Annotated in this window: 24 protein-coding genes, 2 tRNA genes and 8 pseudogenes; 25 read left to right on the forward strand and 9 right to left on the reverse strand. The window is 58.0% G+C overall.

Translation table 11 applies throughout. The features are described from left to right. Positions 1 to 164 precede the first annotated feature (164 nt). Entirely contained in the window at positions 165 to 971 is an 807-nt protein-coding gene (locus L0Z65_RS13475) for an undecaprenyl-diphosphate phosphatase (protein WP_405108406.1), read from the forward strand. Positions 972 to 1051: 80 nt separating this feature from the next. On the opposite strand, the gene L0Z65_RS13480 is transcribed toward L0Z65_RS13475, so the two are convergent. After that, positions 1052 to 2041, reverse strand: a complete 990-nt coding sequence (locus L0Z65_RS13480; protein WP_405108409.1) for a complex I NDUFA9 subunit family protein — start codon at positions 2039 to 2041, stop codon at positions 1052 to 1054. Between the two features lie 206 nt (positions 2042 to 2247). Here L0Z65_RS13480 and L0Z65_RS13485 point away from each other — a divergent pair, with 206 nt between their 5' ends. The 10 genes and pseudogenes from L0Z65_RS13485 (at position 2248) to L0Z65_RS13530 (ending at position 8259) form a co-directional block, all read left to right on the forward strand. Further along, entirely contained in the window at positions 2248 to 2658 is a 411-nt protein-coding gene (locus L0Z65_RS13485; RefSeq protein WP_096873020.1) for a globin domain-containing protein, read from the forward strand. A gap of 141 nt (positions 2659 to 2799) precedes the next feature. Beyond that, positions 2800 to 2886 (forward strand) — tRNA-Leu (locus L0Z65_RS13490). A gap of 190 nt (positions 2887 to 3076) precedes the next feature. After that, a tRNA-Leu gene (locus tag L0Z65_RS13495) sits at positions 3077 to 3163 on the forward strand. Between the two features lie 222 nt (positions 3164 to 3385). Beyond that, entirely contained in the window at positions 3386 to 4000 is a 615-nt protein-coding gene (locus L0Z65_RS13500) for a ribonuclease D (RefSeq protein ID WP_405108413.1), read from the forward strand. Next, positions 3997 to 4968, forward strand: coding sequence for an SIS domain-containing protein (locus tag L0Z65_RS13505; protein WP_040174992.1), 972 nt, complete (start codon positions 3997 to 3999; stop codon positions 4966 to 4968). Before L0Z65_RS13500 ends, L0Z65_RS13505 begins: the two co-directional genes overlap by 4 nt. A gap of 16 nt (positions 4969 to 4984) precedes the next feature. Next, positions 4985 to 5586, forward strand: a pseudogene (gene lptC, locus L0Z65_RS13510) (LPS export ABC transporter periplasmic protein LptC). 24 nt (positions 5587 to 5610) lie between these two features. After that, a complete protein-coding gene (locus tag L0Z65_RS13515) occupies positions 5611 to 6090 on the forward strand; it encodes an LptA/OstA family protein (RefSeq protein WP_096790346.1) in 480 nt (159 codons plus the stop codon). Next, positions 6090 to 6848, forward strand: a complete 759-nt coding sequence (gene lptB / locus L0Z65_RS13520) for an LPS export ABC transporter ATP-binding protein (RefSeq protein ID WP_024098965.1) — start codon at positions 6090 to 6092, stop codon at positions 6846 to 6848. The genes L0Z65_RS13515 and lptB overlap by 1 nt, the downstream gene beginning before the upstream one ends. A 338-nt stretch (positions 6849 to 7186) precedes the next feature. Then, positions 7187 to 7751: pseudogene (gene hpf, locus L0Z65_RS13525) on the forward strand (ribosome hibernation-promoting factor, HPF/YfiA family). A gap of 43 nt (positions 7752 to 7794) precedes the next feature. Beyond that, positions 7795 to 8259, forward strand: coding sequence for a PTS sugar transporter subunit IIA (locus L0Z65_RS13530; protein ID WP_014876479.1), 465 nt, complete (start codon positions 7795 to 7797; stop codon positions 8257 to 8259). A 21-nt stretch (positions 8260 to 8280) separates the two neighbouring features. Here the strand turns inward: L0Z65_RS13530 and L0Z65_RS13535 are convergent. The 7 genes and pseudogenes from L0Z65_RS13535 to L0Z65_RS13565 form a co-directional block, all read right to left on the reverse strand. Continuing rightward, positions 8281 to 9711: pseudogene (locus tag L0Z65_RS13535) on the reverse strand (nodulation protein NodH). A 6-nt stretch (positions 9712 to 9717) separates the two neighbouring features. Beyond that, entirely contained in the window at positions 9718 to 11418 is a 1701-nt protein-coding gene (locus L0Z65_RS13540) for a beta-1,6-N-acetylglucosaminyltransferase (protein ID WP_405108419.1), read from the reverse strand. After that, positions 11415 to 12402, reverse strand: a pseudogene (locus L0Z65_RS13545) (glycosyltransferase family 2 protein). Before L0Z65_RS13545 ends, L0Z65_RS13540 begins: the two are co-directional and overlap by 4 nt. Before the next feature lie 183 nt (positions 12403 to 12585). After that, on the reverse strand, positions 12586 to 13059 hold the full coding sequence (locus tag L0Z65_RS13550; RefSeq protein WP_405108422.1) for a phosphotransferase family protein: 474 nt from the start codon (positions 13057 to 13059) through the stop codon (positions 12586 to 12588). Next, entirely contained in the window at positions 12987 to 13385 is a 399-nt protein-coding gene (locus tag L0Z65_RS13555) for a phosphotransferase (RefSeq protein WP_405108425.1), read from the reverse strand. Before L0Z65_RS13555 ends, L0Z65_RS13550 begins: the two co-directional genes overlap by 73 nt. A 121-nt stretch (positions 13386 to 13506) precedes the next feature. Beyond that, positions 13507 to 14199: a flagellar hook capping FlgD N-terminal domain-containing protein gene (locus L0Z65_RS13560; RefSeq protein WP_102898101.1), complete on the reverse strand. Its 693-nt coding sequence runs from the start codon at positions 14197 to 14199 to the stop codon at positions 13507 to 13509. A gap of 4 nt (positions 14200 to 14203) precedes the next feature. Beyond that, positions 14204 to 15808, reverse strand: coding sequence for a flagellar hook-length control protein FliK (locus L0Z65_RS13565; RefSeq protein ID WP_405108429.1), 1605 nt, complete (start codon positions 15806 to 15808; stop codon positions 14204 to 14206). 236 nt (positions 15809 to 16044) lie between these two features. Between L0Z65_RS13565 and L0Z65_RS13570 the strand changes: the two genes are divergently transcribed. From L0Z65_RS13570 to flbT, 5 genes are all read left to right on the forward strand, one after another. Beyond that, on the forward strand, positions 16045 to 16335 hold the full coding sequence (locus tag L0Z65_RS13570; protein WP_405108431.1) for a rod-binding protein: 291 nt from the start codon (positions 16045 to 16047) through the stop codon (positions 16333 to 16335). Next, on the forward strand, positions 16328 to 16687 hold the full coding sequence (gene flgN / locus L0Z65_RS13575) for a flagellar export chaperone FlgN (protein ID WP_096873014.1): 360 nt from the start codon (positions 16328 to 16330) through the stop codon (positions 16685 to 16687). Before L0Z65_RS13570 ends, flgN begins: the two co-directional genes overlap by 8 nt. 208 nt (positions 16688 to 16895) lie before the next feature. After that, a complete protein-coding gene (locus L0Z65_RS13580; protein ID WP_096873013.1) occupies positions 16896 to 17708 on the forward strand; it encodes a flagellin in 813 nt (270 codons plus the stop codon). Between the two features lie 81 nt (positions 17709 to 17789). Then, a complete protein-coding gene (gene flaF / locus L0Z65_RS13585; protein WP_014876469.1) occupies positions 17790 to 18161 on the forward strand; it encodes a flagellar biosynthesis regulator FlaF in 372 nt (123 codons plus the stop codon). Positions 18162 to 18163: 2 nt separating this feature from the next. Continuing rightward, positions 18164 to 18568 carry a flagellar biosynthesis repressor FlbT gene (gene flbT, locus L0Z65_RS13590; protein ID WP_014876468.1) on the forward strand — a complete coding sequence of 135 codons (405 nt, stop codon included), beginning with the start codon at positions 18164 to 18166 and terminating at the stop codon, positions 18566 to 18568. 824 nt (positions 18569 to 19392) lie between these two features. Here the strand turns inward: flbT and L0Z65_RS13595 are convergent. After that, positions 19393 to 20722, reverse strand: a pseudogene (locus L0Z65_RS13595) (FliI/YscN family ATPase). Between the two features lie 88 nt (positions 20723 to 20810). Between L0Z65_RS13595 and L0Z65_RS13600 the strand changes: the two are divergent. The 9 genes and pseudogenes from L0Z65_RS13600 to L0Z65_RS13640 all read left to right on the forward strand — a co-directional run bounded on the left by L0Z65_RS13600 (position 20811) and on the right by L0Z65_RS13640 (position 25394). Beyond that, positions 20811 to 21200 (forward strand): FlgB family protein, encoded by a 390-nt coding sequence (locus L0Z65_RS13600; RefSeq protein WP_405108437.1) that lies wholly within the window; start codon positions 20811 to 20813, stop codon positions 21198 to 21200. Between the two features lie 12 nt (positions 21201 to 21212). Further along, positions 21213 to 21605, forward strand: a complete 393-nt coding sequence (flgC, locus tag L0Z65_RS13605; protein ID WP_405108439.1) for a flagellar basal body rod protein FlgC — start codon at positions 21213 to 21215, stop codon at positions 21603 to 21605. Between the two features lie 44 nt (positions 21606 to 21649). Then, a pseudogene (gene fliE / locus L0Z65_RS13610) lies at positions 21650 to 21948 on the forward strand (flagellar hook-basal body complex protein FliE). A gap of 4 nt (positions 21949 to 21952) precedes the next feature. After that, entirely contained in the window at positions 21953 to 22225 is a 273-nt protein-coding gene (locus tag L0Z65_RS13615) for a flagellar biosynthetic protein FliQ (RefSeq protein ID WP_014876463.1), read from the forward strand. After that, positions 22225 to 22941, forward strand: a complete 717-nt coding sequence (locus tag L0Z65_RS13620; protein ID WP_096873010.1) for a flagellar hook-basal body complex protein — start codon at positions 22225 to 22227, stop codon at positions 22939 to 22941. Before L0Z65_RS13615 ends, L0Z65_RS13620 begins: the two co-directional genes overlap by 1 nt. Before the next feature lie 10 nt (positions 22942 to 22951). After that, positions 22952 to 23738: pseudogene (gene flgG / locus L0Z65_RS13625) on the forward strand (flagellar basal-body rod protein FlgG). Beyond that, a pseudogene (flgA, locus tag L0Z65_RS13630) lies at positions 23738 to 24156 on the forward strand (flagellar basal body P-ring formation chaperone FlgA). The pseudogenes flgG and flgA overlap by 1 nt, the downstream one beginning before the upstream one ends. Beyond that, positions 24156 to 24896 carry a flagellar basal body L-ring protein FlgH gene (flgH, locus tag L0Z65_RS13635; RefSeq protein ID WP_024098950.1) on the forward strand — a complete coding sequence of 247 codons (741 nt, stop codon included), beginning with the start codon at positions 24156 to 24158 and terminating at the stop codon, positions 24894 to 24896. Before flgA ends, flgH begins: the two are co-directional and overlap by 1 nt. A gap of 9 nt (positions 24897 to 24905) precedes the next feature. After that, the gene (locus L0Z65_RS13640; protein ID WP_024098949.1) at positions 24906 to 25394 is read left to right on the forward strand and encodes a flagellar basal body-associated FliL family protein; all 489 of its coding nucleotides are present in this window, start codon (positions 24906 to 24908) and stop codon (positions 25392 to 25394) included. Position 25395 lies beyond the last annotated feature (1 nt).

Here is a 25395-nt window from a genome sequence, read left to right on the forward strand (position 1 = left end):
ACCTAATATGGCAGCAGTTATGTTCTGATACTCTCTTGAGCGGAAATGTACAGTAATTTTAGGTCCACTTCGGACCAATTTGTACCAACGGTCAATAAAATCAACGGATTTACACGCCTGCTGTTCTTTGCCATCCCTGCGGGATCCCCAATCGGACGAGCATAATGCCCCTCTTTCAGCTGATCCTTATCGCCCTGATTCAGGGCATCACCGAATTCCTGCCGGTGTCTTCCTCCGGCCATCTGATCCTGCTTCCCGGACTGACAGGGCTGGACGATCAGGGGCAGGTGATCGACGTCGCCGTCCATCTGGGCACGCTGGCGGCGGTGGTGCTGTTTTTCTGGCAGGATGTGCGTGCGGGGCTGATTGGCCTGCCGCGCGCCCTGACCGGACGGATGGACACACCCGGCGCCCGGCTGGCCATGGGGTTGATCGTTGCGACCATTCCAACCGTGCTGTTCGGCGCGTTTCTGCATTTCAGCGGACTGAGTGATGCCCTGCGCTCGATGAAGGTGATTGGTTGGACGATGCTTGGCTTTGGCCTCGTCCTCTATGTGGCGGATCGCTACGGGCCAACACATAAGCAAAGCAGCGACTGGAACCTGCGCGACGCGCTGACAATGGGGTTGTGGCAGATGCTGGCCCTGATCCCCGGCACCTCTAGATCTGGTATCACCATCACTGGCGCCCGCCAGCTGGGGTACACCCGGATGGATGCAGCGCGCCTCTCCATGTTGATGTCGATCCCGACAATCATCGCTTCAGGCGTATTGCTGGGCGCTGAAGTGGCCATAGATGCAAACGCGGCGGTGATGCGGGATGCGGCCATAGCGGCGCTACTGTCGATGATTGCCGCGCTTGCGGCCCTGACCCTGATGATGCGGCTGCTGCGCTCGGTCAGCTTCACACCCTATGTCATCTATCGCGTAATTTTGGGCCTTGTATTGCTGACCATCGCTTACCAGAGCTGATCAGCCTGCGCCAAACGACGCCCAACAAAAAAGGCGCGGACCAGTGCCGCGCCCTTGCTATTTTGAACCGAACTAGGAGATCAAAGATCGTTGCGCAGGTTGCGCGCTGAATCCATCAATTCACGGTATTGACCGGAGGGGCGGAACTTCCACAGGTAATCCGGCAGAACCGACGCCAGAGAAACCGGGTGGATCCCCAGCTCATCAAAACCCTTGGCGTCCTCAGAGACCACATTATCAGCCTCAAGGTTTTTCAGCTGGTCGCGGGTCAGCATCTTGTTCTCGATCAGCTGGAAGCTCACGAACTGCATCACGTCAAAACCAAGCGCCACCAGCTTTGCGATCGGACCGGGCAGCGACAGCACCAGGCGACGACGATCAATCACCTCAAGCATCTGCTGCATCAGCGCGCCAAAGCTTTTCACCTCAGGACCGCCCAACTCATAGACGCCCGGATCCGCCTGACCAAGCACCGCCGCAACGGCAGCCTTGGCGATATCGTCGACATAGACCGGCTGGAACTTAGTATCGGCATGGGCGATCGGCAGCACCGGCGACAGACGTGTCATCGCAGCAAACCGATTGAAGAACTGATCCTCTGCACCAAAAATGATCGACGGGCGCAGAATCACCGCCTTTGGCATATGTTCCAGTACAGCCGCTTCGCCTGCGGCCTTCGACTGGGCATATGCGCTGTCGCTATCCTGATCCGCACCAATGGCAGACACATGCACCATGGCGCTGACGCCCTGGCCGACAGCGATTCGCGCGATGCGCTCAGCGCCGTCCGCCTGAACGGCATCAAATGTATTCTTGCCCAGCTCATTCAGGATGCCAACGCAGTTCACCACCGCATCCGCCCCCTGCATCACCGCGGCAACCGACGCATCATCGCGGACATTGCACAGAACAGGCTCCACCTGGCCGGGTACGCCATAGGGTTTGACATACATCGCCTCATTCGGGCGGCGTACGGCGACGCGCACACGCCAGCCCTCCTTGGCCATGCGGCGCGCGATGTAACGGCCGACAAAACCGGACCCACCATAGATCGTGACCAGTTTGGACATCTTTTGGCTCCTACATTAGCTGTTGATCCGATTTACCGCCCTGCGCCCTTTGGAACAAGGCGCAAATCGACCCATCACGGCACAACTCTCTCTGTGCCTTATCCCACGGGGCCATTAACGACTGATTTAGCTCCCTGATATAGGGTGTGTGCCAATCCCGAATACCAGTTCGTCGACTATCCACGGCAGATCGGAGGCCCGGCATCATGGTGTCAGAGGACGGCAAAAACCTGATTCACAGAAGTGTTGAAAGCGAACGTATGGAGCTGGATCACTTTGTGCGCCTGTTCTACGCGAAATTTTTTGAAATCTGCCCGGACGTGCGCGCGGTGTTCCCCGACGATATGGCGGGTCAGCACGAAAAACTGCTGACGTCGCTCACCCATATTATCGAAGCCTTGGACCATCCGGAAAAACTGTCGGCGATCCTGAAACATCAGGGAGAGCGCCATCGTGCGATCCAGATCACCGATGCACATTTTGATGGGTTCATTCACAGCTTCACCGGTGCGCTGGCAGACATCCTTGGCCCGGAATGGAGCGACGACACACATAGCGCCTGGCGCAGCTTTCTGACTGATATCGCGCTCAACATGAACTTTCTAAGAACCGCGTGACGGCCAGCGCCAGTTCGACAAACAACATACGCAGTCGCGGACAGCTGCCGCTCGCCCTGAGCGATGTGACGAGCCCCAGAAACCATGAATTTTCCGTTTGACGCCCCCGCTGCTTCTGCTTATACGCCCCTCACGACACCTGCCCAGGTGGCGGAATTGGTAGACGCGCTAGCTTCAGGTGCTAGTGTCCGTATGGACGTGGAGGTTCGAGTCCTCTCCTGGGCACCATATCCCCCGATATCACGAAATATATGATGCTGCTCTAATAGAGCACTGGGTTGGTTCACGCCCGTGATGCGTCGCCCAAGATTTCCCCGCTATTCCCGCTGATCTGGCATCGAATTCCCAGATCCGCTGCGCGGTGAATTTTCCGTTTGACGCCCATGCCGCTTCTGCTTATACGCCCCTCACGACACCTGCCCAGGTGGCGGAATTGGTAGACGCGCTAGCTTCAGGTGCTAGTGTCCGTATGGACGTGGAGGTTCGAGTCCTCTCCTGGGCACCATATCCCCGACAGTCTCATTTGCACGAACAGCATCCCATGGTGCTGGGTATTGTGTATCTCCCTATCCATTGCCCACCCTGCTCCGCCTTGACCTGACATGAGGTTCAGCCTGAGTGCAGACGCGTCGACGGATCCTACGCCCTGCAAGAGTTGAGTTTGCCCGCCGAAACCCCTATCTCGGTGCCAAACATGCCGCATCGGCAAGACAAAGGATCCTGTCACTTGGCCAATCACCTCTATCAAAACGACCTGCCCGACGGGCTCGATCTGGGGCCGGTGGTCGCGATCGACTGCGAGACGATGGGCCTCAACCCGCATCGGGATCGGCTCTGTGTTGTCCAGCTGTCGGGCGGTGACGGCAATGCCCATATGGTGCAGATCGCCAAAGGGCAGACCGCCGCACCGAATCTTTGCGCGATGCTGGAGGACCTCAAGGTTCTGAAATTGTTTCATTTTGGCCGGTTCGATATTGCCGCGATGTATCATGCCTTTGGCGCATTGGCTGCCCCGGTGTATTGTACCAAGATCGCCAGCCGCCTGGTACGCACCTATACGGATCGCCATGGGCTGAGAAACCTGACGCAGGAGCTGATCGGCGTGGATATCTCCAAACAACAGCAGATGAGCGACTGGGGTGCCGCGCAGCTGAGCGACGCACAGCTTGACTATGCCGCCTCCGACGTGCTGCACCTACATCGTTTGCGCGCCGCTCTGGACAAGCGTCTGGATCGCGAAGGCCGCAGTGAAATGGCCCAGGCCTGCTTCGATTTCCTGCCAATGCGCGCCAAGTTGGACCTCGCAGGTTGGCCCGACACAGACATCTTTGCACACTCATGAGCAGCGCAGAGACATTCCTCGCCACCGCGCGACAGGTGATCACCGACGAATCTCGCGCCCTTGATGCGCTGGCAGACGGGCTGGATGCACGCTTTGCAGAAGCGGTTGATCTGGTCTTGCAGGCCGAAGGCCGCGTTATCGTCAGCGGGATCGGCAAATCCGGCCATATCGGGCACAAGATCGCCGCCACCCTCGCATCAACCGGGACACCCGCCTATTTCGTGCATCCGGCAGAAGCCAGCCATGGCGACCTCGGCATGTTGTCAAAGGGAGATGTGGTTCTGGCGATCTCCAATTCCGGCGAAGCGCCTGAGCTGGCCAACCTTCTGTCGTTCACCCGTCGCTTCGGTATCCCGCTGATCGGGCTGTCCAGCCGTATGGACAGCACCCTGATGAAAGAGGCGGATGTGCATCTGCAAATTCCCGCCTTGGGGGAGGCCTGCGGCTTTGGCATGGTGCCGTCGATTTCAACAACGCTAACGCTGGCGATGGGCGACGCGTTGGCCATCGCCCTGATGAAGCATCGCGATTTCCGGCCTGAGAACTTCCGCGCCTTTCATCCCGGTGGCAAATTGGGCGCGCGGCTGTCAAAGGTTGACGATCTCATGCACGACGGGGCCGCGCTGCCGCTGGTCGGTGCCGACACCCCGATGTCCGATGCGCTGATCGAAATCAGCCAAAAGGGATTTGGCGTCGCAGGCGTCACAGGTGCCGATGGCACCCTGCAAGGCATTATCACCGATGGTGACCTTCGACGGCATATGGATGGGTTGCTGGACAAAACAGCGGCTGATGTGATGACCAGCGATCCGACAACGATTGCCCCCGGTTCACTGGCCGAAGAAGCCGTCGCGATCATGAATGACCGTAAGATTACCTGCCTGTTTGTTGTCGATCCGGAGGGTAACACCGCGCAGGCGGTGGGGCTGCTGCATATCCACGACTGCCTGCGCGTCGGGCTGGGCTAACGGAGACTAAGGGACGATGGACGGCTATTCCCGCCTTGTGGCCTACCTGAAGGTCCTTCTGCCGCTGATGGCGCTGGCGTTGATGTCGACCATGTTTCTGATTTCGCGCGGCGTGAACACCGATGCGGTGATCCCTTTCGCGGAGCAGGATCTGGAAGACCGCACCCGTGGTCAGCAGATCACCGCGCCATTTTTCTCAGGCACCACGGCGCAGGGTGATGAAATCATGGTAACCGCTGCCCTCGCCCGCCCAGGCGGCGCAGATGCGCTTAGCGACGGCTGTGAACCTTGAGGCGGAGATCAAGATGACTGGCGGTGGCCGTTTCCTGCTAAGTTCCGACACCGGCGCCTTGCGTCCGGATAAGGATATGGCAAACTTTCGCGGCGATGTTGAAATTCTGTCCAGCGATGGTTTGCGTGTCACCACTCAGGAATTGAATGCAGCCCTCAATGGTGTGCGCGCGGACAGCCCCGGCCCGGTTCAGGCCAGCGGTGCCATGGGGGATCTGACCGCTTAGCGCCATGCAGATCGATACAAAAACCGATAGCGGGGCGGTACATATGGTTTTCAACAAAGGGGTCAAGCTGCTATATGACCCGCAACAATCGGAAAGATAACCTGTGTTGTATCTGCGTGTTTTGATGTTCTGCCTGCCGGTCACCCTGTTTTCCACAGGGCTTTCGGCGCAATCTGCGTCCATTGCATTTGGCGCGGTCAAGGCAGACCCCTCCCAACCGGTTGAGGTCACCGCAGAAACACTGGATGTAAATCAGGCTGATGGCTCGGCGCGGTTCATCGGTGATGTGGTGATTATTCAGGGTGTAATGCGCCTGTCGGCCAATGATGTGCTGGTGATTTACAAGCAGGACGAAACCGGAAAGACCGGCGTCGAGCGGCTGGAAGCCACCGGAGATGTGATCCTGGTCAATGGCCCCGACGCTGCTGAGGCTGACAAGGCCGAATATACCATCGATTCCGGCACTGTGGTGATGACGGGCAATGTCCTGCTGAGCCAGTCAACGGGTACGTTGACCTCCAACCGTCTTGTGGTGGATCTGACCACTGGCACCGCAAGCCTGTCCGGCCGCGTCAAGACCATCCTCAACGGTGGCAGCGACTGATGGCAAAACCGGAACTGACAGTCACCAATGGCAGCTCGGGCCTGCGCATCGAGAAGCTGCGCAAATCCTACAGCAAAAAGGTGGTGATCCGCGACGTCTCCATGTCGCTGGACCGGGGCGAAGTCGTGGCCCTGCTCGGCCCCAATGGCTCGGGTAAGACCACCAGCTTCTACGCCATTGCTGGCCTCGTATTTCCAGAGGCAGGCTCGGTCACGATTGACGGGCAGAATGCCACCACCCTGCCGATGTATCGGCGCGCCCGCATGGGGATCGGTTACCTGCCGCAGGAGATGTCGATTTTTCGTGGTCTCTCGGTGGAGGACAATATCTCCTCTGTGCTGGATATCGCGGTGAAGCACGCTCACAAACGGCGCGAACGGCTTGAGGAATTGTTGTCAGATTTCTCGATTGAGCATCTGCGCCGCGCGCCGGCCCTGGCCCTGTCGGGTGGTGAGCGTCGCCGCGTTGAAATCGCCCGCTGCCTGGCTGCAGACCCAAAGTATCTGCTGCTGGATGAGCCCTTCGCCGGGGTGGATCCGATCTCTGTCGGCGACATTCGCCATCTGGTCGGCGATCTGAAAAAACGCGGTATCGGTGTGCTGATCACTGACCACAATGTCCGCGAGACTCTGGAGATCGTGGACCGGGCGTATATCCTGCACGACGGCAAGGTGCTGATGTCCGGAACCCCGGCCGAGGTGGTCGACAATGAGAACGTCCGCCGCGTCTATCTCGGTGACAATTTCCGAATTTCCTAATCGTACCAGCCGCAATCCCGGATGGGTCGCCGCTGCGTCCTATCGCCGTTTTTGCCGGGTGCCATTCTTCAACTATCTGACAACAGGTGGAAACCCGCTGCCTCCTCATATTTGGGTAACCGATTGACGCCGATTTGCATTGACTCTCCCGCCTCGTTGGCATCGAATTGAGACATGGCAAACCCGCAGTCCGATGCTGTCCTCGCTCCAGCCTTGTTACCAAGGCCCAGACGAATGCAATCGACTGTCTTGCCTAAATCCCACTTTCAAAACTGAAGCGAGAGCAGCCGGGCTTGGCCTGGACTGGGTTTTGAAGGTCTATTTGTGAAGGAGATCACATGCGTTACCAAATCAGCGGAAAACAGATCGACATTGGCGAAGCGTTGCAGTCCCATGTGCAATCGGAGCTTGGAGCGGCGGTCGCGAAATATGCTGAACGTCCGACTGACGCCAATGTCGTCTTTTCGCGGTCTGCGCATGAATATGTTTGTGAAACGACCGTGCATCTGTCCACTGGTCTGACCGCACAAGCAAAAGCGCATGCCACTGAAATTTATGCCGCATTTGAGGCCTGCTGTGAAAAAATGGAAAAACAGCTGCGCCGTTACAAGCGCCGTTTGAAGGACCATCACCGCGACCGGAGCGAGCCGGTTGAACTCTCCGGCGCTAGCTCTTATATCCTCGCCTCTGAAGACAGCCAGCACCGAGTCTGAACCAGAATCATTGCAGCCAATCATCGTCGCCGAGATGGAAACGCAAATTCCATCCCTCTCGGTTGGTGAGGCCGTGATGCAAATGGAACTGGCAGGCGCCCCGGTTCTGGTGTTTCGCAAGGAAGGCAAGGACGGCCTGAACGTCGTCTATCGTCGGGAAGACGGGAATATCGGGTGGATCGATCCGTAACCTGTCACGGCGTCTTACGTGAGTTGAGCGGAGCAATCGAAGTATGCAGATTTCTAACATCCTGAAGCCAGAGGCCGTTCGTGTCTTTGGTGCTGCATCCAGCAAAAAGCGTCTGTTTCAAGAGATTGCAGATGTTGCTCAACTCGCTTACGGGCTGCCCGCGCAACCAACGGTCGAGGCTTTGCTGGATCGCGAAAGCCTTGGCCCCACCGGGGTCGGACACGGGGTTGCCCTGCCTCATGCACGTCTGGATGGACTGGACAAGGTGGTTGGCGTGTTTCTAGTGCTGGACACTCCGCTGGAGTTTGGCGCCGTGGACCGCCAGCCAATCGACATCGCATTCGCGCTGTTTGCACCTGAAGATGCCGGTGTTGAGCATCTGAAAGCCCTGGCGCTGGTGTCGCGCACCCTGCGCGAGCAGAGTTTCTGCACGAAACTGCGGGCCAATCCGGATCCGGCAACCCTCCACACCATCCTGACCGAAGATCAGTCCGTTCAGGCAGCCTGATCCGATCTGGTCATCTGGTGGTCACGCGCCCCAGTCTCCAAATCCAAACAACAGATAATCGCGCTGATACACCGACGCGATCTGTGCCTCCAGCTCGGCATCATAAATATCTGCCAGACTGTAGGGATGATCCATCTCCGGCGCAGCAGGCAGAACACTCTCTGACCCTCCAAGCCAACGGGCCAGATCCGGCAGCGTGCTTGGCAAATCTGCTTCCCGCAGGATCAGGTCCGGCGACTGGATCGTTGCGAACCCTGCAATCGTCTGCGCCTGCGTCGCCCAAGACGCATCGGTGCGAAACCCGGTCTGGCCCGCAAGATTGGCGCCAATCACGTCAACAAACCTCGCAAAGGCCGCGCGATGCTGGTCCTGCGTGTATGACCCACCTGCGGCATCTTTCGGCAGAGGCACCTTGAACTGATTGCGCATCAGATTGCGAATCTGGCGCAGCGATCCCGGCCCGGTGTCCAGAATACGGGTGCAGAAAACATGATGCAGGCGAGCCACGGGATGGCGCAGCACGGTCAGGCTGCGAAATCCGGGATGGCCCCGCTTCCACTGGCGCAGCTGTTTCTGGTTCATCCCCGAGATCAGCGCCTCTCTGCCATCGGGTTCCTGCCCGGCCATCCAGCCGCAGACAATATCAGTTGGTCCGCCACTGACCGGCAGAAACAGCAACGGCAGCTGTTGCCCGGCGACATATTCAGGGACCGCTCAGCCCGCGCCGCGGTTCGAAATTCGGGGTACGCGACAGGTTGAACCGATCCAACCCTGCCATCGCGCGGTCCAACTCCTGCGGGTTGGCGACTTTCTCCTCAAGCGAGGCGGGGTTCTGCGGCTTGAGACTGTCATCAAGTCGATCCAACCGGGCCTCAACCCCCAGCCATTTGGCCAGACCATTGAGAACCTCCAGATCCTGCAGATCCTCATAGGCGACATAAAACGCCGTCTGCCCAGATTTCTGCAACCGGTTCAAAAGAGTAACCTGAAAGCTCTGCAGCTCTGTCACATGTCGCGCGAACTCTTCCGCATTGATCGTCGCCAACCCCGTCTTACGCCGTTTCACGTTTGTCAATTTCCACTGGCCGGTGTTCTGAGCGATCTGGTGGGAGACATAGCTGTCAGCCGGATTTCGGGTCAGGATAATCTTGGCGCAACGCGGATCATCCAGGATCTGGTCCAGCACGCGCGGATCATGGTCATGAAAATAACGAAACCCGTTCAGCCCCCCTCTGCACTGCGAAAACGGTTCAGAAACCCCAGTGCATCACCGTCACGCCGCTGCTGCGTCCACCCCAGCGTCGTCTCGCGGTTTGGGTAGCTGATAAAATGCGGGTTAAACGCCTCACCGTGGCAGGTGACTCCATCCAGCGCGTTCAGATTGGCTTCAAGAAAATTCGAGCCGGTGCGCATCTCGGCAAACACAACGAAGTAATCAAAGTTCTGTGGCATGGTTCGTTACTGTACCAGATAAGGTTTGCGCGGCGTTTTGGGCATGTTCAACGGCCCTTGTTCCGCCGGAAAATCGCCCATCAGATAGGGGTGCATCCCCTGGTTCTTGAGGTTTTGCAGAAACTGGCCAAAGCCCGCCAGATCCACCATTGTTGGCGCGGTATTCAAATGACGCTGCGCCTGCGCCCCAAATTCATCCAGAACGGTCTGTATCGGCTCCATCGGTGACTCAACAAATTCCGCCATTGACCAGATCCGCACCCGCGCCTTCACGTATTTGGAGCGGAGGATCTCAATATGTTTGGCCTCAATCTGCTGCAATCGCGCCGCCTCGCGTCGCAGGTCAGCGAAATTTCTGTTGGACCGGAACAGCGGAACCGCCCAGGCGCCGGAAATCACCGAGACCTGCGCATTGGGATCACGCGCCACCAGCCAGTTGATGGCCTGATTGTCCTGTGGCCCAAACTGAAAACACTGTCGCTCTCCACGTGTGTTCCAGATCAGATTGGTCAGAAACCCCTTCGGATGGTAGTCACGCAGCTTTGCACTGTCGCTGAGACCGCCGTTGATCAGCGTCTGGCGATCGGCAAATTCAACGCTATTGGGTGCAAACAGATGCCCGTGTACCTTGGCGCCGGTGACCTGGCTCAGCCAGTCCTCAAAATTCTCAAACAGCTCAGCAAAGCCCTGAAACATCGAATAGGGATTGCAGGTAATGCCATTTTCCAACCCGTTGGCGGGAAGACGGCTCTGCATGTAGAGCCCCGGACGCCCCCGGGTCCGACGCTCAACCGCTTTGGCAAAAATTCGGTCAATTTTGCCCGGATTGGGTTCTCTGCTCTTCATCACATCCGGCCGATCCCCCAGAAACGTCGCATAAAGCCGATCCGCATGCGGCCAGATCTTGCGTGCAACAAAACAATCGGAGCGGCGCAGCAGCTGTAGATGATCATCGTAGAAATTATGCGGTTTGCCCTGAAAATCGAACTTGGACAGGGTCAGGGACCGGCTTTCGATATTCCCGGAATAGAGCCGCGCAAGCGTCTGGTAGTAGCTCTCATCCGGGATCCAGACCTTGCGGAAATACCGGTCATATCGTGGCCGGTCCGGGTCCTCCAAAATGGCCGACAGGGTCTGCCGCGTCAGGCACCACCACTGGCTGCCCATATGCGGGACCAACCCGTCGGGGATCTTGCGCCGGATGCCCAACTTGCGTTGCAGAGAGACATATCTGTCAAAGAGATAGCGATGTTTTTTCCAGGAGAAGGGGAAGCGCAGTGTAAAACGTTCGACATCCAATCCCCCGACAATCCAAGGGACATCAGCGGTGGTGGCACTTTCGATAAAATCGGTGCGCGGTCGCGCGGCGAGGTAATCCACCAAATCGGAAACAGGCCGCAGCGGCAGACAGGAACCGGAGGCCAGAAACACATGCCGCACCGATGGGTATTTCGCGAGCAACAACTCAGAAGCAGACTGCGACGCCGCGACAATCCCCCAGGTGCCCCATTCACAGCGATGTCGCCGCGAAAACCGCACCATTGGGTCACCGGAAAACGCAGCCTTGAACGCCGCATATGTTGCCTGAGGAACCTTTTTGTCGACATGCAGAACAACGGGGCATCCCCCTGCCACCCAATGCCGGGCCACCTGTTCCGCGCGATCCAGCGCCGTGTGGACCAGCATGACGATGCCGACAGCGCTCATGCCCAATTCCCCTTGGACATCAGGCCGAGAATCTCCAATTGGCGCCAGTTGATATATTTCTCACTCCACTTGCACCACAGCTCGGGCTGATCTCCCGCAGCCTCGGCATAGGCTTTGTATTCGGCGGACCCGGCATAATGCTGCCCACGCAGCATCTCTTCCTCAGCTTTGGAGACAAACGTATGCAGAAACTTGGTGTGCAAGAGCGCGCCACTGGCCTTCTCACCGCCATCGGTCTCATAGACCTGATTTAAGCCGCGCGGCAGCAGGGCATGGGTCGAGCTGACGTAGGTATAGCGCCGATCCCATTTTACCAACGGGATCTTGTTCAAGGCTTAGCGCCTTCTTCGGCTGATCGGCAAAAAACACCCGCGCCCGTGGCCCCCCTTGTATCCAGAGGTTGCCATAGGTCGGATTGCGCTTGATCGAGTAGTTGCCGCTATCGAACCAATTGGCGATCTCAAGCGGATCCTGCCCGGCATGGTAGGGCACAGCGTCCAGCTTGCCCTTGGGGTAAACATCAATCAGCATCGCGGAGAAGCTGCGGATGGCCGAACTGTCCAGCCAGTCCGTCAGCGCGCGCAGGGGGCGGCTGTCGCAGAAAGGATAGATGAACAGCTCATCCGGATCGACCACCAGAACCCAATGGCCATGGGCATAGCGTCGTTTTAGATGGTTCATCCAGTCGATGCCGAATCCGGCGCGTTTGTAGCTCGCCATGGTATGCCAGACAGAGACATCCGGCATGCCGCGCAGATATTCACGCGCGCCGTCCACCGATCCGTTGTCGACAATAAGGAAGTGATTGACGCCCAGTTTACGGTAGTAGTCGAGGAAATAGGGCAACCGGATCTGCTCATTGCGCAGGGTGGTTACCAGCAGGATATCGCCCGGCCGGATATTATCCGTCTGGTCCTGAACCGCTGACAGCTCGCGGGACTTGCGCATGGCACGCAGGATGCGACGTTTCCGCCGCAGCCGCATGCGATAAGACTCCCAAAGGCTCAAGACTGCTTCCATCCCCGGTTGCAAAGGTGCCATCTCGGACTGTCGTCAACCCGACTGCATCACCGCCAGCGACATTCCGCACAATATGCCATGTAAGCTATTTGGAAACAATGAATTTGGGATTGACGCTGTTGTTGCGAGATCACGTCCCTGAGTGGGTCACGCATGCTCTAGGCAGGCCTCTAGGGCGGCCCGTTCCAGGCGATAGGCAACGCTGTTTTGCTCACCATCCCGTTCGCCGCGCCATTGGCAGTAGGCGGCCATGCGCCAGTGGTACCAAGGTTTCAGCGACAGGTAGCGCGCAGTGATCTCCGGATCCGGATAGGCCGCAAGGAAGGTTGCCTCCTCTGCCCCTGTCAGGGGCGCACCGCGATAAACCTGCTGCATTGCGGGCGACAGGAAAAGCGCAAGATCCTCAGCCGGGTCTCCGATCTGCGGGCATTGCCAATCGATGAGCGTCAGACACCCGCCTGAGGTCACGATATTTCCGGGTACAGGATCGCCGTGGATCAACACCCTGCGCCCTGCTGCCGGTATCTGCCTGCCGGGCTCAAGCCGGTTCAGATCACCGGCATCGCCGCAATAGGCCAGAATGGACTGGGTCTGGTCTTTGATCGCCGCACTGCCGGACACACCTGCTTAAGCAAACCCGGTATCACGGGCTGTGCATGCAACCGGCCAAGTAGTGCCGCCACCTCTGCGCTGCCCGACGACCAGGTTACGCCCGGCGAGTGCCGGTATGCCAGCCAATCATGCCCCTCAAACTGACCGGATGTCAGCAGTTCTGGCACCAAAGCTGTGCCATTCAGGGCCTGAAGCGCTGCGTATTCGCGTGCAGCATCATTGGCAAAGAGCGGGTTGGCATGACTGTCGCCATAGAGTTTCACCACAATCCCGCCCAAACGCCAGACACGGTTGGAGCGCCCCCCCAAAAGAGGCGACGGTCTGGCATCGCTCACGCCGCAGTCCGACAGATATGCCAGAAAGCGGGCGATAAAATATGGCGACAGGTTTGGCAGGTCAGGCTCCGTGGTTTTGGCTCGTGCTATCCGCGAGCCAGGTCTCCGGTGCCCTTGTGCGTCAGACTGCGGGTGCCACAGGTTCGCGCAGCGCTGTCACCGATGATGCCAAGATCGCCGAGCCGCCTTCCAGGATCAAGGCCACTTCGTTGCCACGCATCTGAGTTTCTTTCACCCGGGTGTAGGTCTCCGCAGTATCGGAGAGGACAACTTCACCGTTTTTCTGGCTCTCTAGCGTGAAGCTGTAGCTGCCTGGATCAAACGCATATCCGTCGTCATCAATACCCTGCCACTGATAAGGTTCAGCCGAAACAGGAAGGCTGAGTCTCTGCACCTCCTTGCCGGTGTCATCCTTGACCACCAGATGCACAGTATCGGCGATTTGGGCCGGGTTCGGCGAGACGGTTACCGGGTTGGCCCCGTCAAAGTAGGCGGGTGCTGCCGACCGGGTTTCCATACCGACCCAGCCGGACATGGCAGCCATGTTTGCCAAACCCAACTGCGCTTGGATCCCCTCCAGAACCTCATTGCCCTGAACCTGTTGTTCGACCATTGAGAATTGCGCCAACTGCGCCGAGTATTCTGTTGAATCAATCGGTTCCAAAGGATCCTGATACCGCGCCTGTGCGGTAAGCATCTTCAGGAAGGTCTCGAAATCAGAGGCGATCCCTGTGGTTTTCTTTGGCTCAGCCGAGGCGGCCGACGCCGCTTGCTGTTGTTGCGATGCAGACGCACCCGTTACGCTCGTCGTCATAATCTCAAATCCTCATATCAAGCCCAACCTCACCGAGGTTGAGTGATTGCGTCATCGGTTCTGCAGGAAGATCGGCCAGATCCTCATCACCAAGCCCGGCGGACCGGCCGGCTTGGGTATTGGCCTCGCCGCGGCCACCGCTTTGATTCGAGGCTTCATCTCCCGAGAACTGGAACGAAATATCCTCAAACCCCATCCGCTTAAATTCATCCGCCAGCTCATTGATATGACGCCGCATCAGGTCACCAGTTTCAGCGCGCTCAGTCTGAATCATGACACTGACGCCCGTCTCAGTGACAGAGACGCGCATATTCACATGCCCCAGCTCCTTGGGATTGAGCGCAACATCGACGTTACGCTCTCCCTTCGTTGCCAGTGCTTCGGCCATCTGATTCGCGATCAGGCGGGGCGTTTCAGGTTTATGCACAGTCCCTGGGCTTACCGTTGCTTCTGTCAGCAGCTGTGACAGGCCAGGCAACTCAAACCCGCTGCTGGCACCGGACACCGCGCTGCTGCCCACCTCCGCTGAGAGCGCCGGATCAATAGCAAGCGCAGAGGTAGATGTCGGCATAGCAGCCGTAAGAGCCCCTGCACCGAGGCCAAAACTGGCAACCGAATACGTACCCTGAGGCAGCATCGCAGCGGTCTGCGTGGGCGTGGGTGCACGCATCTGTTCAACAGCTGTGCGCCGCGCCTCTAGGTTTTCCCGCACCGGCGAAGGCGTCCCCTCCAGCGGTGTCGGAGTGGCCGTCGTGTTCGCCTGTTGCACCGGTTGAGTTTGCCCCACCACCGACGGTTTCGCAGCATCCTTCACCATCTCGGAGTGCGCTGCCGCCGTTGCTGAAGCCGCGGCGGGTTTCACCTCTGGCTGAGTGCTTGTTGCAGGATTGGAGACGGCATCGGTTTGCACGATCCGACCTCTTGGCCCGACTGGTGTAATGTTTGCCTCGGCCCCAGTTCTACGCCCATCCACAGCGACATCACGCGCCGCCGTGGCCTCAGCGGCTGCCGAATCGCTGCGCAGCCCCGGTGTTGATTGGCCTTCCGCATCTGCGACCAACTGCTGCGGGCCGCTGCCCGTTTCCGACGGCGCCTTAGCTGCGGTGCCAGGGCTTCCCATAGATCCATCGCTTTTTACCTCAGACGGCAAACCGACCTTTGCAGAGATCTCAGCAGCGGCCGCTGCATCAGTACCTGTACCCGGCGCCACAGCAGCACGATCCGGCGAACCCTCGGCAGATGAATTGACTTCACCCGCTGCCCCCGCGCCTTCAACATCTGGCTGAGGCAAAGCGGCGGACTGGCGTTCAGCTTTCTCTGCAGATGCGCCATCGCGACGACCGTTTTCAGTCGACTTTTCCGCGGTGACATCGACGTTCAGCTGCGTGGGAATCACTGGAACCTCAGGTTCTGCTGCGGCCTCCTTGGCCGCCGCCTGATCCACTGTCTCTTGCGGATCCTCGCCCATGGCCGCCTCGGCATCACCATTCTGTGTTGTCTGATTTGTCTTTTCCGACGCATCCGCAGTGGTGGCCTGCTGCTCAGCAACCTCCTCCACCTGCGCTACGTCGGTTCCTGCGTCTTCGGACGAATTTGCAGTCTCTGTCATAACCGCGTCAAAGCTTGCGCCTTTACGCGATTTTGCCGATTCGCCTTGCTGGATCTTGTCCGATCCCTGAGCGCCACCAGAGGTGGGGCTTGTAAGTGCGTTGATAAACATTGGCTTCCAGACATTCTATCTCGATGCCAGCACCATAACGCCAATCGGTTACGGCAATTTTAACCGATCATCCGCCAAAATAGAAAAAATCGAAGCAATTTCGACATCTCAGAACGAGGTATATAATGGAACCGATTGCTCAACTTCCGGCGATGCAGCGTCCCGCTGCCATCACCTCGCCACCACAAGATCCGCTGCGCAAGGCCGCACAGGAGCTTGAGGCGACCTTCCTTACAGAAATGTTGAAATCCGCCGGTCTTGGCGAAAGTCGCGAGACAATGGGCGGCGGTGCAGGCGAGGACCAGTTTTCCAGTTTCCTGGTGCGCGCGCAGGCGGAACAAATCACCAAAGCGGGCGGCGTCGGCTTGGCAGAATCACTTTATCACGCATTGAAAGAGGCACAGGACAATGACTGAACACACTCCGCAACAGCTGATCGAAGACCTGGATACCCTACTGGATGCTGAGCGCGCAGCGCTGGTGAGTGGCAATCTGCAGGAGCTGGAACCGCTGCTTGCCAAGAAGGAAGCGATCATAACAACGCTGAATATGACCGCTGACCTGGAGCGTGAAGCTCTGGAACATGTCCAGGGCAAAGTGTCTCGCAATCAGGTCCTGCTGGACAGTGCCATGGAAGGTATCCGCGCTGTCGCTGCCCGGATGGCGGAGCTGCGGCGTGTGCGCAAAGGGTTGGACGTCTACGACCAGTCTGGGCGCAAGACCCGTTTTGCGACTGGCGGCACCCCCAACCTGGAGAAACGCGCGTAACCGGCCCAATTTAGAGAAAATTCTAGCAATGGAATTTCCGGCATTAGCACTCCCTTAGCACATAGTAGGCCAATGTCACTTTGCACCTTCAAGAGAGGGTGGCGCGGAAGCCGGACGGCGGAACGCATAGTCAGAAAGACGTCAGAGAGCGCCCTTCGGGGCAGGGAAACCAGAGGTCAAAACGCCTCTAACTAAAGGAATACATGCTATGTCCAGCATTCTGACTAACAATGGCGCAATGGTTGCACTGCAGACCCTGCAGTCCGTGAACAACAGCCTTGACGACACCCAGAGCCAGATTTCGACCGGTAAGCGGATCGGTTCGGCCAAGGATAACGCTGCGGTTTGGGCGATCTCCAAAACCATGGACTCCGATATTGCCGGTTACAAATCGGTTCAGGAGTCGCTGGGCGTTGGTGAAGCAACCGTCGCCGTGGCCCTGTCCGGTGCCGAACAGATCGTTGAAACTCTGACCGAGATGAAGCAACTGGCGATTTCCGCGAACTCGGAAAACGTTGACCACGGTAAGATCCAGGACAGTATCGCCAAGAAGGCGGCGCAGATCGCGTCCATCATTGATTCTGCTGAATTCAACGGTGCGAACCTGCTTGACGACACTACCACCACAGAATTGACCGTTCTGGGCGGATTGGATCCGACGGCGGATACCATCACTGTAACTGCAATCGATTCCAGCACCCGATTGGATGCAACTGGCCTCACCGCAATCACTGATGTTGCCACAGGCTCCACCGCGTTGACCGAGATTGAGACAATGCTTGGTATTGCGATCGACGCAGCCGCTCAGCTGGGTGCAGATTCCAACCGTTTGGGCGACCAGGGCATGTTCGTATCGAAACTCTCCGACTCCCTGACAATGGGTGTCAGCACGATGACCGATACGAATATGGAAGAGTCTTCTGCGAGGCTGAAGGCGCTTCAGACTCAGCAGCAGCTGGCAGTGCAATCGCTGTCGATTGCAAACCAGGCGCCACAGACCCTGATGCAGCTGTTCCGTTAATAGCAGCTTGATCTGGGGCGCCACCGCGCGCCCCAGATCCCCTATCGCAGAGAATCTGTAGATTACATGTTAGGATAACACGTGAATGCCCTTCTAAAGGCGAAGAGCGCCTATTCGGCGGCAAAGGCCCCGACTCGAACTGCAAAGAACCTCGAATACGAAGTCATCGCCCGCGTAACCCGTCGCATGGTCGCCGCAGCCCAAAAAGGTAAGCCAGGTTTTACCGAACTTGCCGCAGCACTGACCGACAATCGCAAACTCTGGTCGATCTTTTCAGTCGAAGTTGCCAGTCCTGGAAATCCACTCCCGGACGAATTGAAAGCTCAGCTGCTCTCGCTTGGGGAATTCACCCATCAACACACCAGTAAAGTCCTGGCCCGCAAAGCGGATGTGCGACTTCTGGTGGAAATCAACACGGCCATCATGCGTGGCCTTCGCAGCGGAGCGTCCTGAATATGAGCGGATTGGTCCTGAAACTTGCCCCGAAAGAGCGGGTATTGGTGAACGGTGCAGTAATTGAAAACGGAGATCGGCGCAGTCGATTGTCCATCGTAACCCCAGATGCAAACATCCTGCGGCTGCGCGATGCCATCCACCCGGAAGAAGCAAACACTCCGGTGCGACGCGTCTGCTACGCGGCCCAGTTGGTTCTGTCTGGCGATGTCGACGGCGAGGAGGATCGCCTTCAGATGCTGCGCCGGATCGAGGAACTGAGCCAGGTGTTCACGGATCCTGACAGCCGCGCATCACTGGCAGAGGCCACCGATGCCGTCCTCTCCGACAACCATTACCGATGCTTGAAAGCGTTGCGCACGTTGCTGCCACGCGAAGATCGGCTTATGGCCGTGCGCCCCTCATGAGTTCTCAGCCGACCGTGTCTTGGAAAGGCACTGTCGGCTGAACTTATTCTGGGTAGAGATGTTCTAGCCAGAGATTTGCCGGGTAACCTGGTCTTAACTTGAACACATAGGCGGGCTTCGGTCATCTGAACGACCAACTGGCATCATACACGCAGATGGGGTCAGACCCTGCCCGTTTCGCGTTTTGCTCCGTTATGCTGGTCGTAGGCTGATAGCTCTATTGCTGGAGATATGCCCGGGCCGAACTCTCAAAGCCGCCCATGTGTCTGTCACCCGTAATGCGCAGCAGGGCTGCTGGATTATAAGCAGGTGTTTTACCCAGATGCTGAATGCCGAGGCACGATCACCGCGCCTTCTGCGTTACGATTCCATCGGTTTAACCAAAACCACCAATGCGCTCTATCTTATCCCTCATTGGGGAGGGACGTTTGGCGAAAGATGAAATCATCTAGCGCCCACTCCCCGAGCGACATCAGCGCGACGATACCCAAAAACTGAAGACTATGCGGGCCAAGCGCGCGACATGCTCTGGCCCCGTGAGATGTCCACTCACCTTCATGATGGAACTGTTCGGGAAAACGGCGCGGCCAATCTGGGGCTTCCGATTTAGAAAATACCAAGCGAGTGCTGGGTCAAACCATCTGACCCTCAGCGCGCTATCAGCGGGTTCGCCCCATCCACGAGCATAAAACAAAGACGTCTGCTCAAAACCGCAACATCGCGCATCCGTCGCTGTGAAATCCTTATAGCGATCGAAACACACCACCTGACTGAGGCCTCGCCTAGCCTGCACTAGGCTCATCTAGCGACAGCGTTGCATCAAGTTAGCGTATCGCCACGGCGCGTCGCATCATCAGCATCAGGCGATTGAAGCTGCTTTGTACCCCTTCAGGATCTGACCTGCCGAAGAACGAATCCAACTCTGGCCAGAGCTTCACAGCCTGATCCAGCGTCACATCATTACCTTCAGAATAAAGACCCGCGCGGATCATAACCTCAGATTGTTCGTAAGCGCCAAGATATTTCCGGACATCCAGAATCGCTGAATTCTCATCCGCTGTTGCGGCCGAAGGCAGGCTTCTGGAGACCGACCGCGAGACATCGACAGCCGGAAAACGTCCTCGTTCTGCAATCTCACGGTTGAGCACGATATGACCGTCCAGAACACCGCGCAGAATATCGGCGATCGGCTCATCCATATCGGAACCTGCGACAAGCACGCTGAAAATCGCGGTGATATCGCCCTGGTCAGCACTGCCAGGTCCCGCACGCTCACAAAGACCAGTAATCAGCGGTGTCACCGACGGTGGGTATCCGCGCAGGGCTAAGCGCTTCGCCAGATGAAACGGCGATCTCGCGATGTGCTTCGGCAAATCGGGTCACAGAATCTGCCAGAAACAGCACATTTTTTCCCTGATCGCGAAAATGCTCCGCCACGGCCATCGCCGACCAGGCGCAGCGCCGACGCACCAGAGCCGATTGGTCCGACGTGGCTGCGACAACAACTGCACGCTGCATCCCCTCGTCGCCCAGAACATCCTTCACGAAGTGGTTGACCTCACGTCCCCGCTCCCCGATCAGCGCGATGACGACAATATCAGCCTCCATATTCTGTGCCAATGTGGCCAAAAGCGTGGATTTCCCCACACCTGACCCGGCAAAAAGGCCGACGCGCTGCCCTTTTACAATCGGCAGAATCGTATTGAAAACGGCAAGACCGGTGGCGAGTCGTTCGCCCATCGGTCGGCGAGAGGCGGCTTTTGGCGGCGCGGCCATCAAATCCCGCGTTGCCTCACCACGCATCATCGGCCGCCCGTCCAGAGGCGCACCAAAGGGATCGATCACGCGTCCGATCCAACTGTCAGCCGGGGCGAAATCCGGCGTCGGGTGCAACAGAACGGCATCCCCGACCGCAACGCGGTCCGGCGCTGTATCTGGTAACATGCTGACCTCGCTACCAGAAATCCGCATCACCTCACCTTCTAACGGGTCACTTCCCGCCCGACGAAGGATCAACCGATCCCCAATACGTGCCTGACCATTCAACCCCGATACCGTGATTGCGCCACCTGAAATTTCCGACACGCGCCCCACGGCTGACGACAGTTTCTTGTTCGCCAAATCCTGGGTCAATGCGTTGATGGCTGAGATCATGTTCTGGTGTCTCCAACTGTTCCTGAAAACAATTTCTAAAGGAATCGGGGTTAAGCCTTGATTGAAATTGATCGAGGGAGAAGCCCCGGTGTTTAAAGAACTGAACGTCTTTAAGATTGCCTACTCAATGGCCACCCATGCAGGGAAGCGCCAGGCATTGGTGTCGCAGAACATCGCCAATGCCGATACGCCTGGCTATCATGCCAAGGACATCAAGCCTTTCAAAGAAGTCTATGCGCAGGGATCCCGTGCAGGCGACATGGTTGCCAGCCGGTCCAATCATCTGCATGGCGCCTCCGGCAACGGCATGGACTGGGCTGTCACCGCGACGCGCGGCGGCGGTGATCCCAATGACAACACGGTCTCGATCGAAGGCGAAATCCTGAAAGGGGTTGAGGTCAAGCGGCAGCATGACCGTGCATTGGCGATCTATAAATCCTCGATGAACGTGCTGCGCAGCAGCCTTGGCCGGAACTGAGGAGATTAGATCATGAGCGAATTTTCCAAATCCCTCTCCGTCTCCGCAAGCGCATTGAAAGCCCAGGCAAACCGCCTGCGTCATGTGTCGGAGAACATCTCCAACGCAGATACCCCCGGGTACCGCCGCAAGACCGTCCCCTTTGAAGCGGTGCGCGATCTGCGCTCCGATGTTGAAAAGGTAGAGGTTGGTCCTGTGCGTCTGGACCGATCCGATCTGGAGCAGGTTTTTGACCCCTCTCACCCGCTGGCTAACGAGAGCGGCCATTACGAAGGGTCGAATGTAGACCTGATGATCGAGATCGCCGATGCCCGCGAGGCACAGCGCAGCTACGAGGCCAACCTCAAGATGTTCGAACAGGGGCGGCAGATGTCGTCATCACTGATGGACCTGTTGCGCAGATAACACCGAGATTTTCTGAAACACACTGACATACCTGGAGATCCAGAATGGATATTCGCAGTCTTTCCGCCACCACCGGCTACGCCGCTGCACGCCCCGCGACCAAGGTCGATCCGGAGCACATGCCCAGCAGCGCCGAGGCCAAGATCAAGGCCAGCTTTGAAGAGTTCGTGCAAGCACCCTGCAGCAAAGCGAGCAGGTATCGGTCACCGCAATGACAGGCAACGGCGACCCCCATGCACTGGTGCAAGCACTGGCCCAGACCGAACTGGCGGTGGAAACCGCGGTGACCGTCCGCAACAAGGTGGTCGAAGCCTATCAGGAAATCCTACGGATGCCGGTGTAAGCCCATGATGAGCGAAGGGCTTTTCTACGACACTCTGCGCCAGGCCCTCTGGGCGTCTGTGATGATGTCGACACCGATTTTGCTGGTTGCGCTGGTTGTTGGCCTCGCCATCGGCCTGTTTCAGGCCCTGACATCGGTGCAGGAAATGACCCTGACGTTTGTGCCGAAGCTTACCGCTATTCTTGTCGTTTTCTGGATGACCATGGGTTTCATGACGCAGACCCTGGTTGCCTTTTTTGATGGGCACGTTGTGCCGCTGATTTCAGGAGGTCTGTAATGGGAGACACCGGTTACACCACCCTGTCCCGCCAATCGGGTCTGATGCGCGAAATGCGCGTTGTCGCAAATAACATCGCCAACTCAGCCACCACCGGATACCGGGCCGAAGGGGTGATCTTTTCCGAATTTATCCAGTCCGCTCCCGGTCAGGAATCCCTGTCGATGGGGCGGGCAAACATCCGCAACACATCAATGGCGCAGGGCGCCCTGACCCAATCTGGCGGTGATCTGGACCTTGCCATCGAAGGCGACGGGTATTTCATGGTGGAAACCCCGATGGGTGAGCGACTGACCCGGTCAGGCGCGTTTTCCACCAACGCCCAAGGTGATCTGGTCACCATGGATGGTCATCGGGTCTTGGATGCGGGGCGCGCGCCTGTGTTCATTCCGGGCGATGCCAAATCGATCAAATTCGGCGCCGACGGCACCTTGAGCGCAGACGGTCGGGCGCTCGGCCAAATCGGCATTTTCAAACCGGAAGAGAATTATCAGATGATCCGCGAAGACGGGGTCATGTTCCGCGTCGACGGCGAAATCGAAGACGCTGGCGACGCTCGCGTGCTCCAGGGTTTTCTGGAGGGGTCCAATGTCAATGCCATCTCCCAGCTGGCGCGAATGGTCGAAATTCAGCGGGCCTATGAAATGGGCCAGAGCTTTCTTGAGACCGAGGACCAGCGTGTCCGCAACGCCATCAAAAATCTGATTAAGTCGTAGGAGTAAGCCCATGCGCGCCCTGAAGATCGCCGCAACCGGAATGACCGCGCAGCAACTGCGCGTTGAGACAATTTCGAACAACCTCGCGAATATGAACACCACGGGCTATAACGCTCGGCGTGCGGAATTTGCGGATCTGCATTATCAACAGGTTACGCGGGCTAGGCACGGTAAATGCCTCCGACGGAACTGTGTTGCCCACCGGTGTTCAGGTGGGCCTTGGTGTCCGTGCTTCTGCCATCTCCATTCATCTGGCGCAGGGGGCCCTGACCCAGACCGGGAATGATCTGGACGTTGCCATCGACGGCAAAGGCTATCTTGAGGTGACGCTCCCCTCCGGACAGTCCGCCTATACCCGCGACGGGGCGCTGAAACGGTCGGCCGAAGGTCTGGTCGTCACCTCCGACGGTTTCACTGTCTCCCCGGATATCACCATTCCCAGCGATGCGCGCAATGTCTCGATCAACGCCGATGGTGAGGTCTACGCCTATTTCGACGAAACCGCCGAAGGGCAGCTGATGGGTCAGCTGACGCTGGCCGGGTTCTCCAACCCCAAAGGCCTGGAAGCCCTGGGCAGCAACCTCTTTGTGGAGACCGAAGCATCGGGTGCGGCCACTGTTGCCTCTCCCGGTGAGAATGGTCTCGGCACCCTGCGTCAGGGCTATCTGGAGGCCAGTTCGGTGGATGCCGTCCGCGAGGTCACGGAACTGATCGAAGCCCAGCGCGGCTATGAAATGAATGCCAAGGTCATCTCTGCCGTCGATCAGATGATGGGCGCAACCACGCAGGTACGCTGATGAAACGGATCCTCGCCATTGTGATGCTTTTCTGCGCTCAGCCCGCCTGGGCCGACATCCTGGTCCCGGTGCGAACCATCCGGGCCAAGGAAATCGTGACGGCCGAGGATCTGGTTCTGAAGCAGGCCGAGGTGCTGGGCGCGATCTCCGATCCGTCTTTGGTCATTGGCCAAGAAGCCCGCGTGGCGCTTTATGCAGGGCGGCCGGTGCGCCCGGGCGATGTTGGCCCAGCTTAGCCATCGTCGAGCGCAACGACCTGGTCACCATTCGGTTCAAACGTGGTGGTCTGACCATTCTGGCCGAGGGCCGTTCGCTTGGTCGCGGTGCTGATGGCGAAGCAATCCGCGTCATGAACTTATCGTCACGCACAACCATCAGCGGGCGTATCGCCGCAGATGGAACAGTTGAGGTAAACTGATGAAAAATAGAACCCTTTTGGCGAATTCGGCCCTTGCGGCTATGATCACGCTGAGCGCCTGCGGACGACTTGATCATGTTGGCAAACCACCGACATTCAGCCCCGCAAATGAATCTCCTGAACATGTTGCCATGCTGTTTCAGGGCTTGCCTGTAAACACGCAGACCCAACGCCCGGTTGATCAGGCCTCACTCTGGAGCGGTTCGCGTCAGTCTCTGCTGGGGGATCGTCGGGCAACCAAACAGGGTGACATCCTGACCGTCGTTATCGAAATCGACGAAGAGGCAGAAATCTCCAACGATACCAAGCGGTCGCGCTCCGGCTCCGAAAGTCTGGCGGTTCCGCAACTGCTCGGCCTGCCCCAGCGATTGGATCGGAAACTGCCCGAAGGGGCGTCGATGGCTGATGCCGTTGATATCGGCAGCAGCAGCAGCTCCGGCGGCAAAGGTTCTGTGAAGCGCAGCGAGAAACTGGAACTGCGGGTCGCCGCAACCGTGGTGGATGTGTTGCCAAACGGTGTACTGTCGATCAGCGGCACACAAGAGCTGCGCGTCAACTTCGAGATGCGCGAATTGTTGGTAACGGGCTACGTGCGCCCCGACGATATCAGCCGCCAGAATGAGATCACCTATGACAAGATCGCCTCCGCGCGGGTCTCATACGGTGGCCGCGGCCAAATCACCGATGTTCAACAACCCCGTTACGGCCAGCAGGTGCTGGACGTGATCCTGCCATTCTGAGGCCTGCATATGTTGTCAAAACTACTGCCCGTCATTCTGCTCCTTGTTGGGACCGCCGGTGGAATCGGCGCCGGTGTCATGCTGGCCCCGGCCCCCGCCCCGGAAGAGCACGCCGAGGACAGCGGCGAGCACGCCGAAGAAATCACCCCTGAACTGCCGGGCGAAGAAGAAGAGCAACGCGAATACATCAAGATGGCGAACCAATTCGTCGTTCCAGTTGTCGAGCGTGAACAGCTCTCCTCTCTGGTGGTGATCTCTCTCAGCCTGGAAACCAAGGCCGGGATGAACGAGAAAATCCACGCCTACGAGCCGAAGCTGCGGGATGTCTTCCTGCAGGTGCTGTTCGATCACGCCAATATGGGCGGTTTTCGCGGCGCCTTCACCCGGTCGGACATGTTGACGCCTCTGCGAACCGCTCTGCGCGAAGCTGCGCAGAAGCAACTCGGCAAGGATATTTATGATGTGCTGATCGTGGAAATGTCACGACAAGACGTCTGAA

This window comes from Phaeobacter sp. BS52 (assembly GCF_045040595.1).
Classification (GTDB): Bacteria; Pseudomonadota; Alphaproteobacteria; order Rhodobacterales; family Rhodobacteraceae; genus Phaeobacter; species Phaeobacter piscinae.

What these genes read in the sequence shown, in the direction of transcription:
- L0Z65_RS13475 (WP_405108406.1), top strand. Translation starts at nt 165, where the DNA reads ATGCCCCTCTTTCAGCTGATCCTTATCGCCCTGATTCAGGGCATCACC.
- L0Z65_RS13480 (WP_405108409.1), bottom strand. Translation starts at nt 2,041, where the DNA reads ATGTCCAAACTGGTCACGATCTATGGTGGGTCCGGTTTTGTCGGCCGT.
- L0Z65_RS13485 (WP_096873020.1), top strand. Translation starts at nt 2,248, where the DNA reads ATGGTGTCAGAGGACGGCAAAAACCTGATTCACAGAAGTGTTGAAAGC.
- L0Z65_RS13505 (WP_040174992.1), top strand. Translation starts at nt 3,997, where the DNA reads ATGAGCAGCGCAGAGACATTCCTCGCCACCGCGCGACAGGTGATCACC.
- L0Z65_RS13515 (WP_096790346.1), top strand. Translation starts at nt 5,611, where the DNA reads ATGTTCTGCCTGCCGGTCACCCTGTTTTCCACAGGGCTTTCGGCGCAA.
- lptB (WP_024098965.1), top strand. Translation starts at nt 6,090, where the DNA reads ATGGCAAAACCGGAACTGACAGTCACCAATGGCAGCTCGGGCCTGCGC.
- L0Z65_RS13530 (WP_014876479.1), top strand. Translation starts at nt 7,795, where the DNA reads ATGCAGATTTCTAACATCCTGAAGCCAGAGGCCGTTCGTGTCTTTGGT.
- L0Z65_RS13540 (WP_405108419.1), bottom strand. Translation starts at nt 11,418, where the DNA reads ATGAGCGCTGTCGGCATCGTCATGCTGGTCCACACGGCGCTGGATCGC.
- L0Z65_RS13560 (WP_102898101.1), bottom strand. Translation starts at nt 14,199, where the DNA reads ATGACGACGAGCGTAACGGGTGCGTCTGCATCGCAACAACAGCAAGCG.
- L0Z65_RS13565 (WP_405108429.1), bottom strand. Translation starts at nt 15,808, where the DNA reads ATGACAGAGACTGCAAATTCGTCCGAAGACGCAGGAACCGACGTAGCG.
- L0Z65_RS13570 (WP_405108431.1), top strand. Translation starts at nt 16,045, where the DNA reads ATGGAACCGATTGCTCAACTTCCGGCGATGCAGCGTCCCGCTGCCATC.
- flgN (WP_096873014.1), top strand. Translation starts at nt 16,328, where the DNA reads ATGACTGAACACACTCCGCAACAGCTGATCGAAGACCTGGATACCCTA.
- L0Z65_RS13580 (WP_096873013.1), top strand. Translation starts at nt 16,896, where the DNA reads ATGTCCAGCATTCTGACTAACAATGGCGCAATGGTTGCACTGCAGACC.
- flbT (WP_014876468.1), top strand. Translation starts at nt 18,164, where the DNA reads ATGAGCGGATTGGTCCTGAAACTTGCCCCGAAAGAGCGGGTATTGGTG.
- flgC (WP_405108439.1), top strand. Translation starts at nt 21,213, where the DNA reads ATGAGCGAATTTTCCAAATCCCTCTCCGTCTCCGCAAGCGCATTGAAA.
- L0Z65_RS13615 (WP_014876463.1), top strand. Translation starts at nt 21,953, where the DNA reads ATGATGAGCGAAGGGCTTTTCTACGACACTCTGCGCCAGGCCCTCTGG.
- L0Z65_RS13620 (WP_096873010.1), top strand. Translation starts at nt 22,225, where the DNA reads ATGGGAGACACCGGTTACACCACCCTGTCCCGCCAATCGGGTCTGATG.
- flgH (WP_024098950.1), top strand. Translation starts at nt 24,156, where the DNA reads ATGAAAAATAGAACCCTTTTGGCGAATTCGGCCCTTGCGGCTATGATC.
- L0Z65_RS13640 (WP_024098949.1), top strand. Translation starts at nt 24,906, where the DNA reads ATGTTGTCAAAACTACTGCCCGTCATTCTGCTCCTTGTTGGGACCGCC.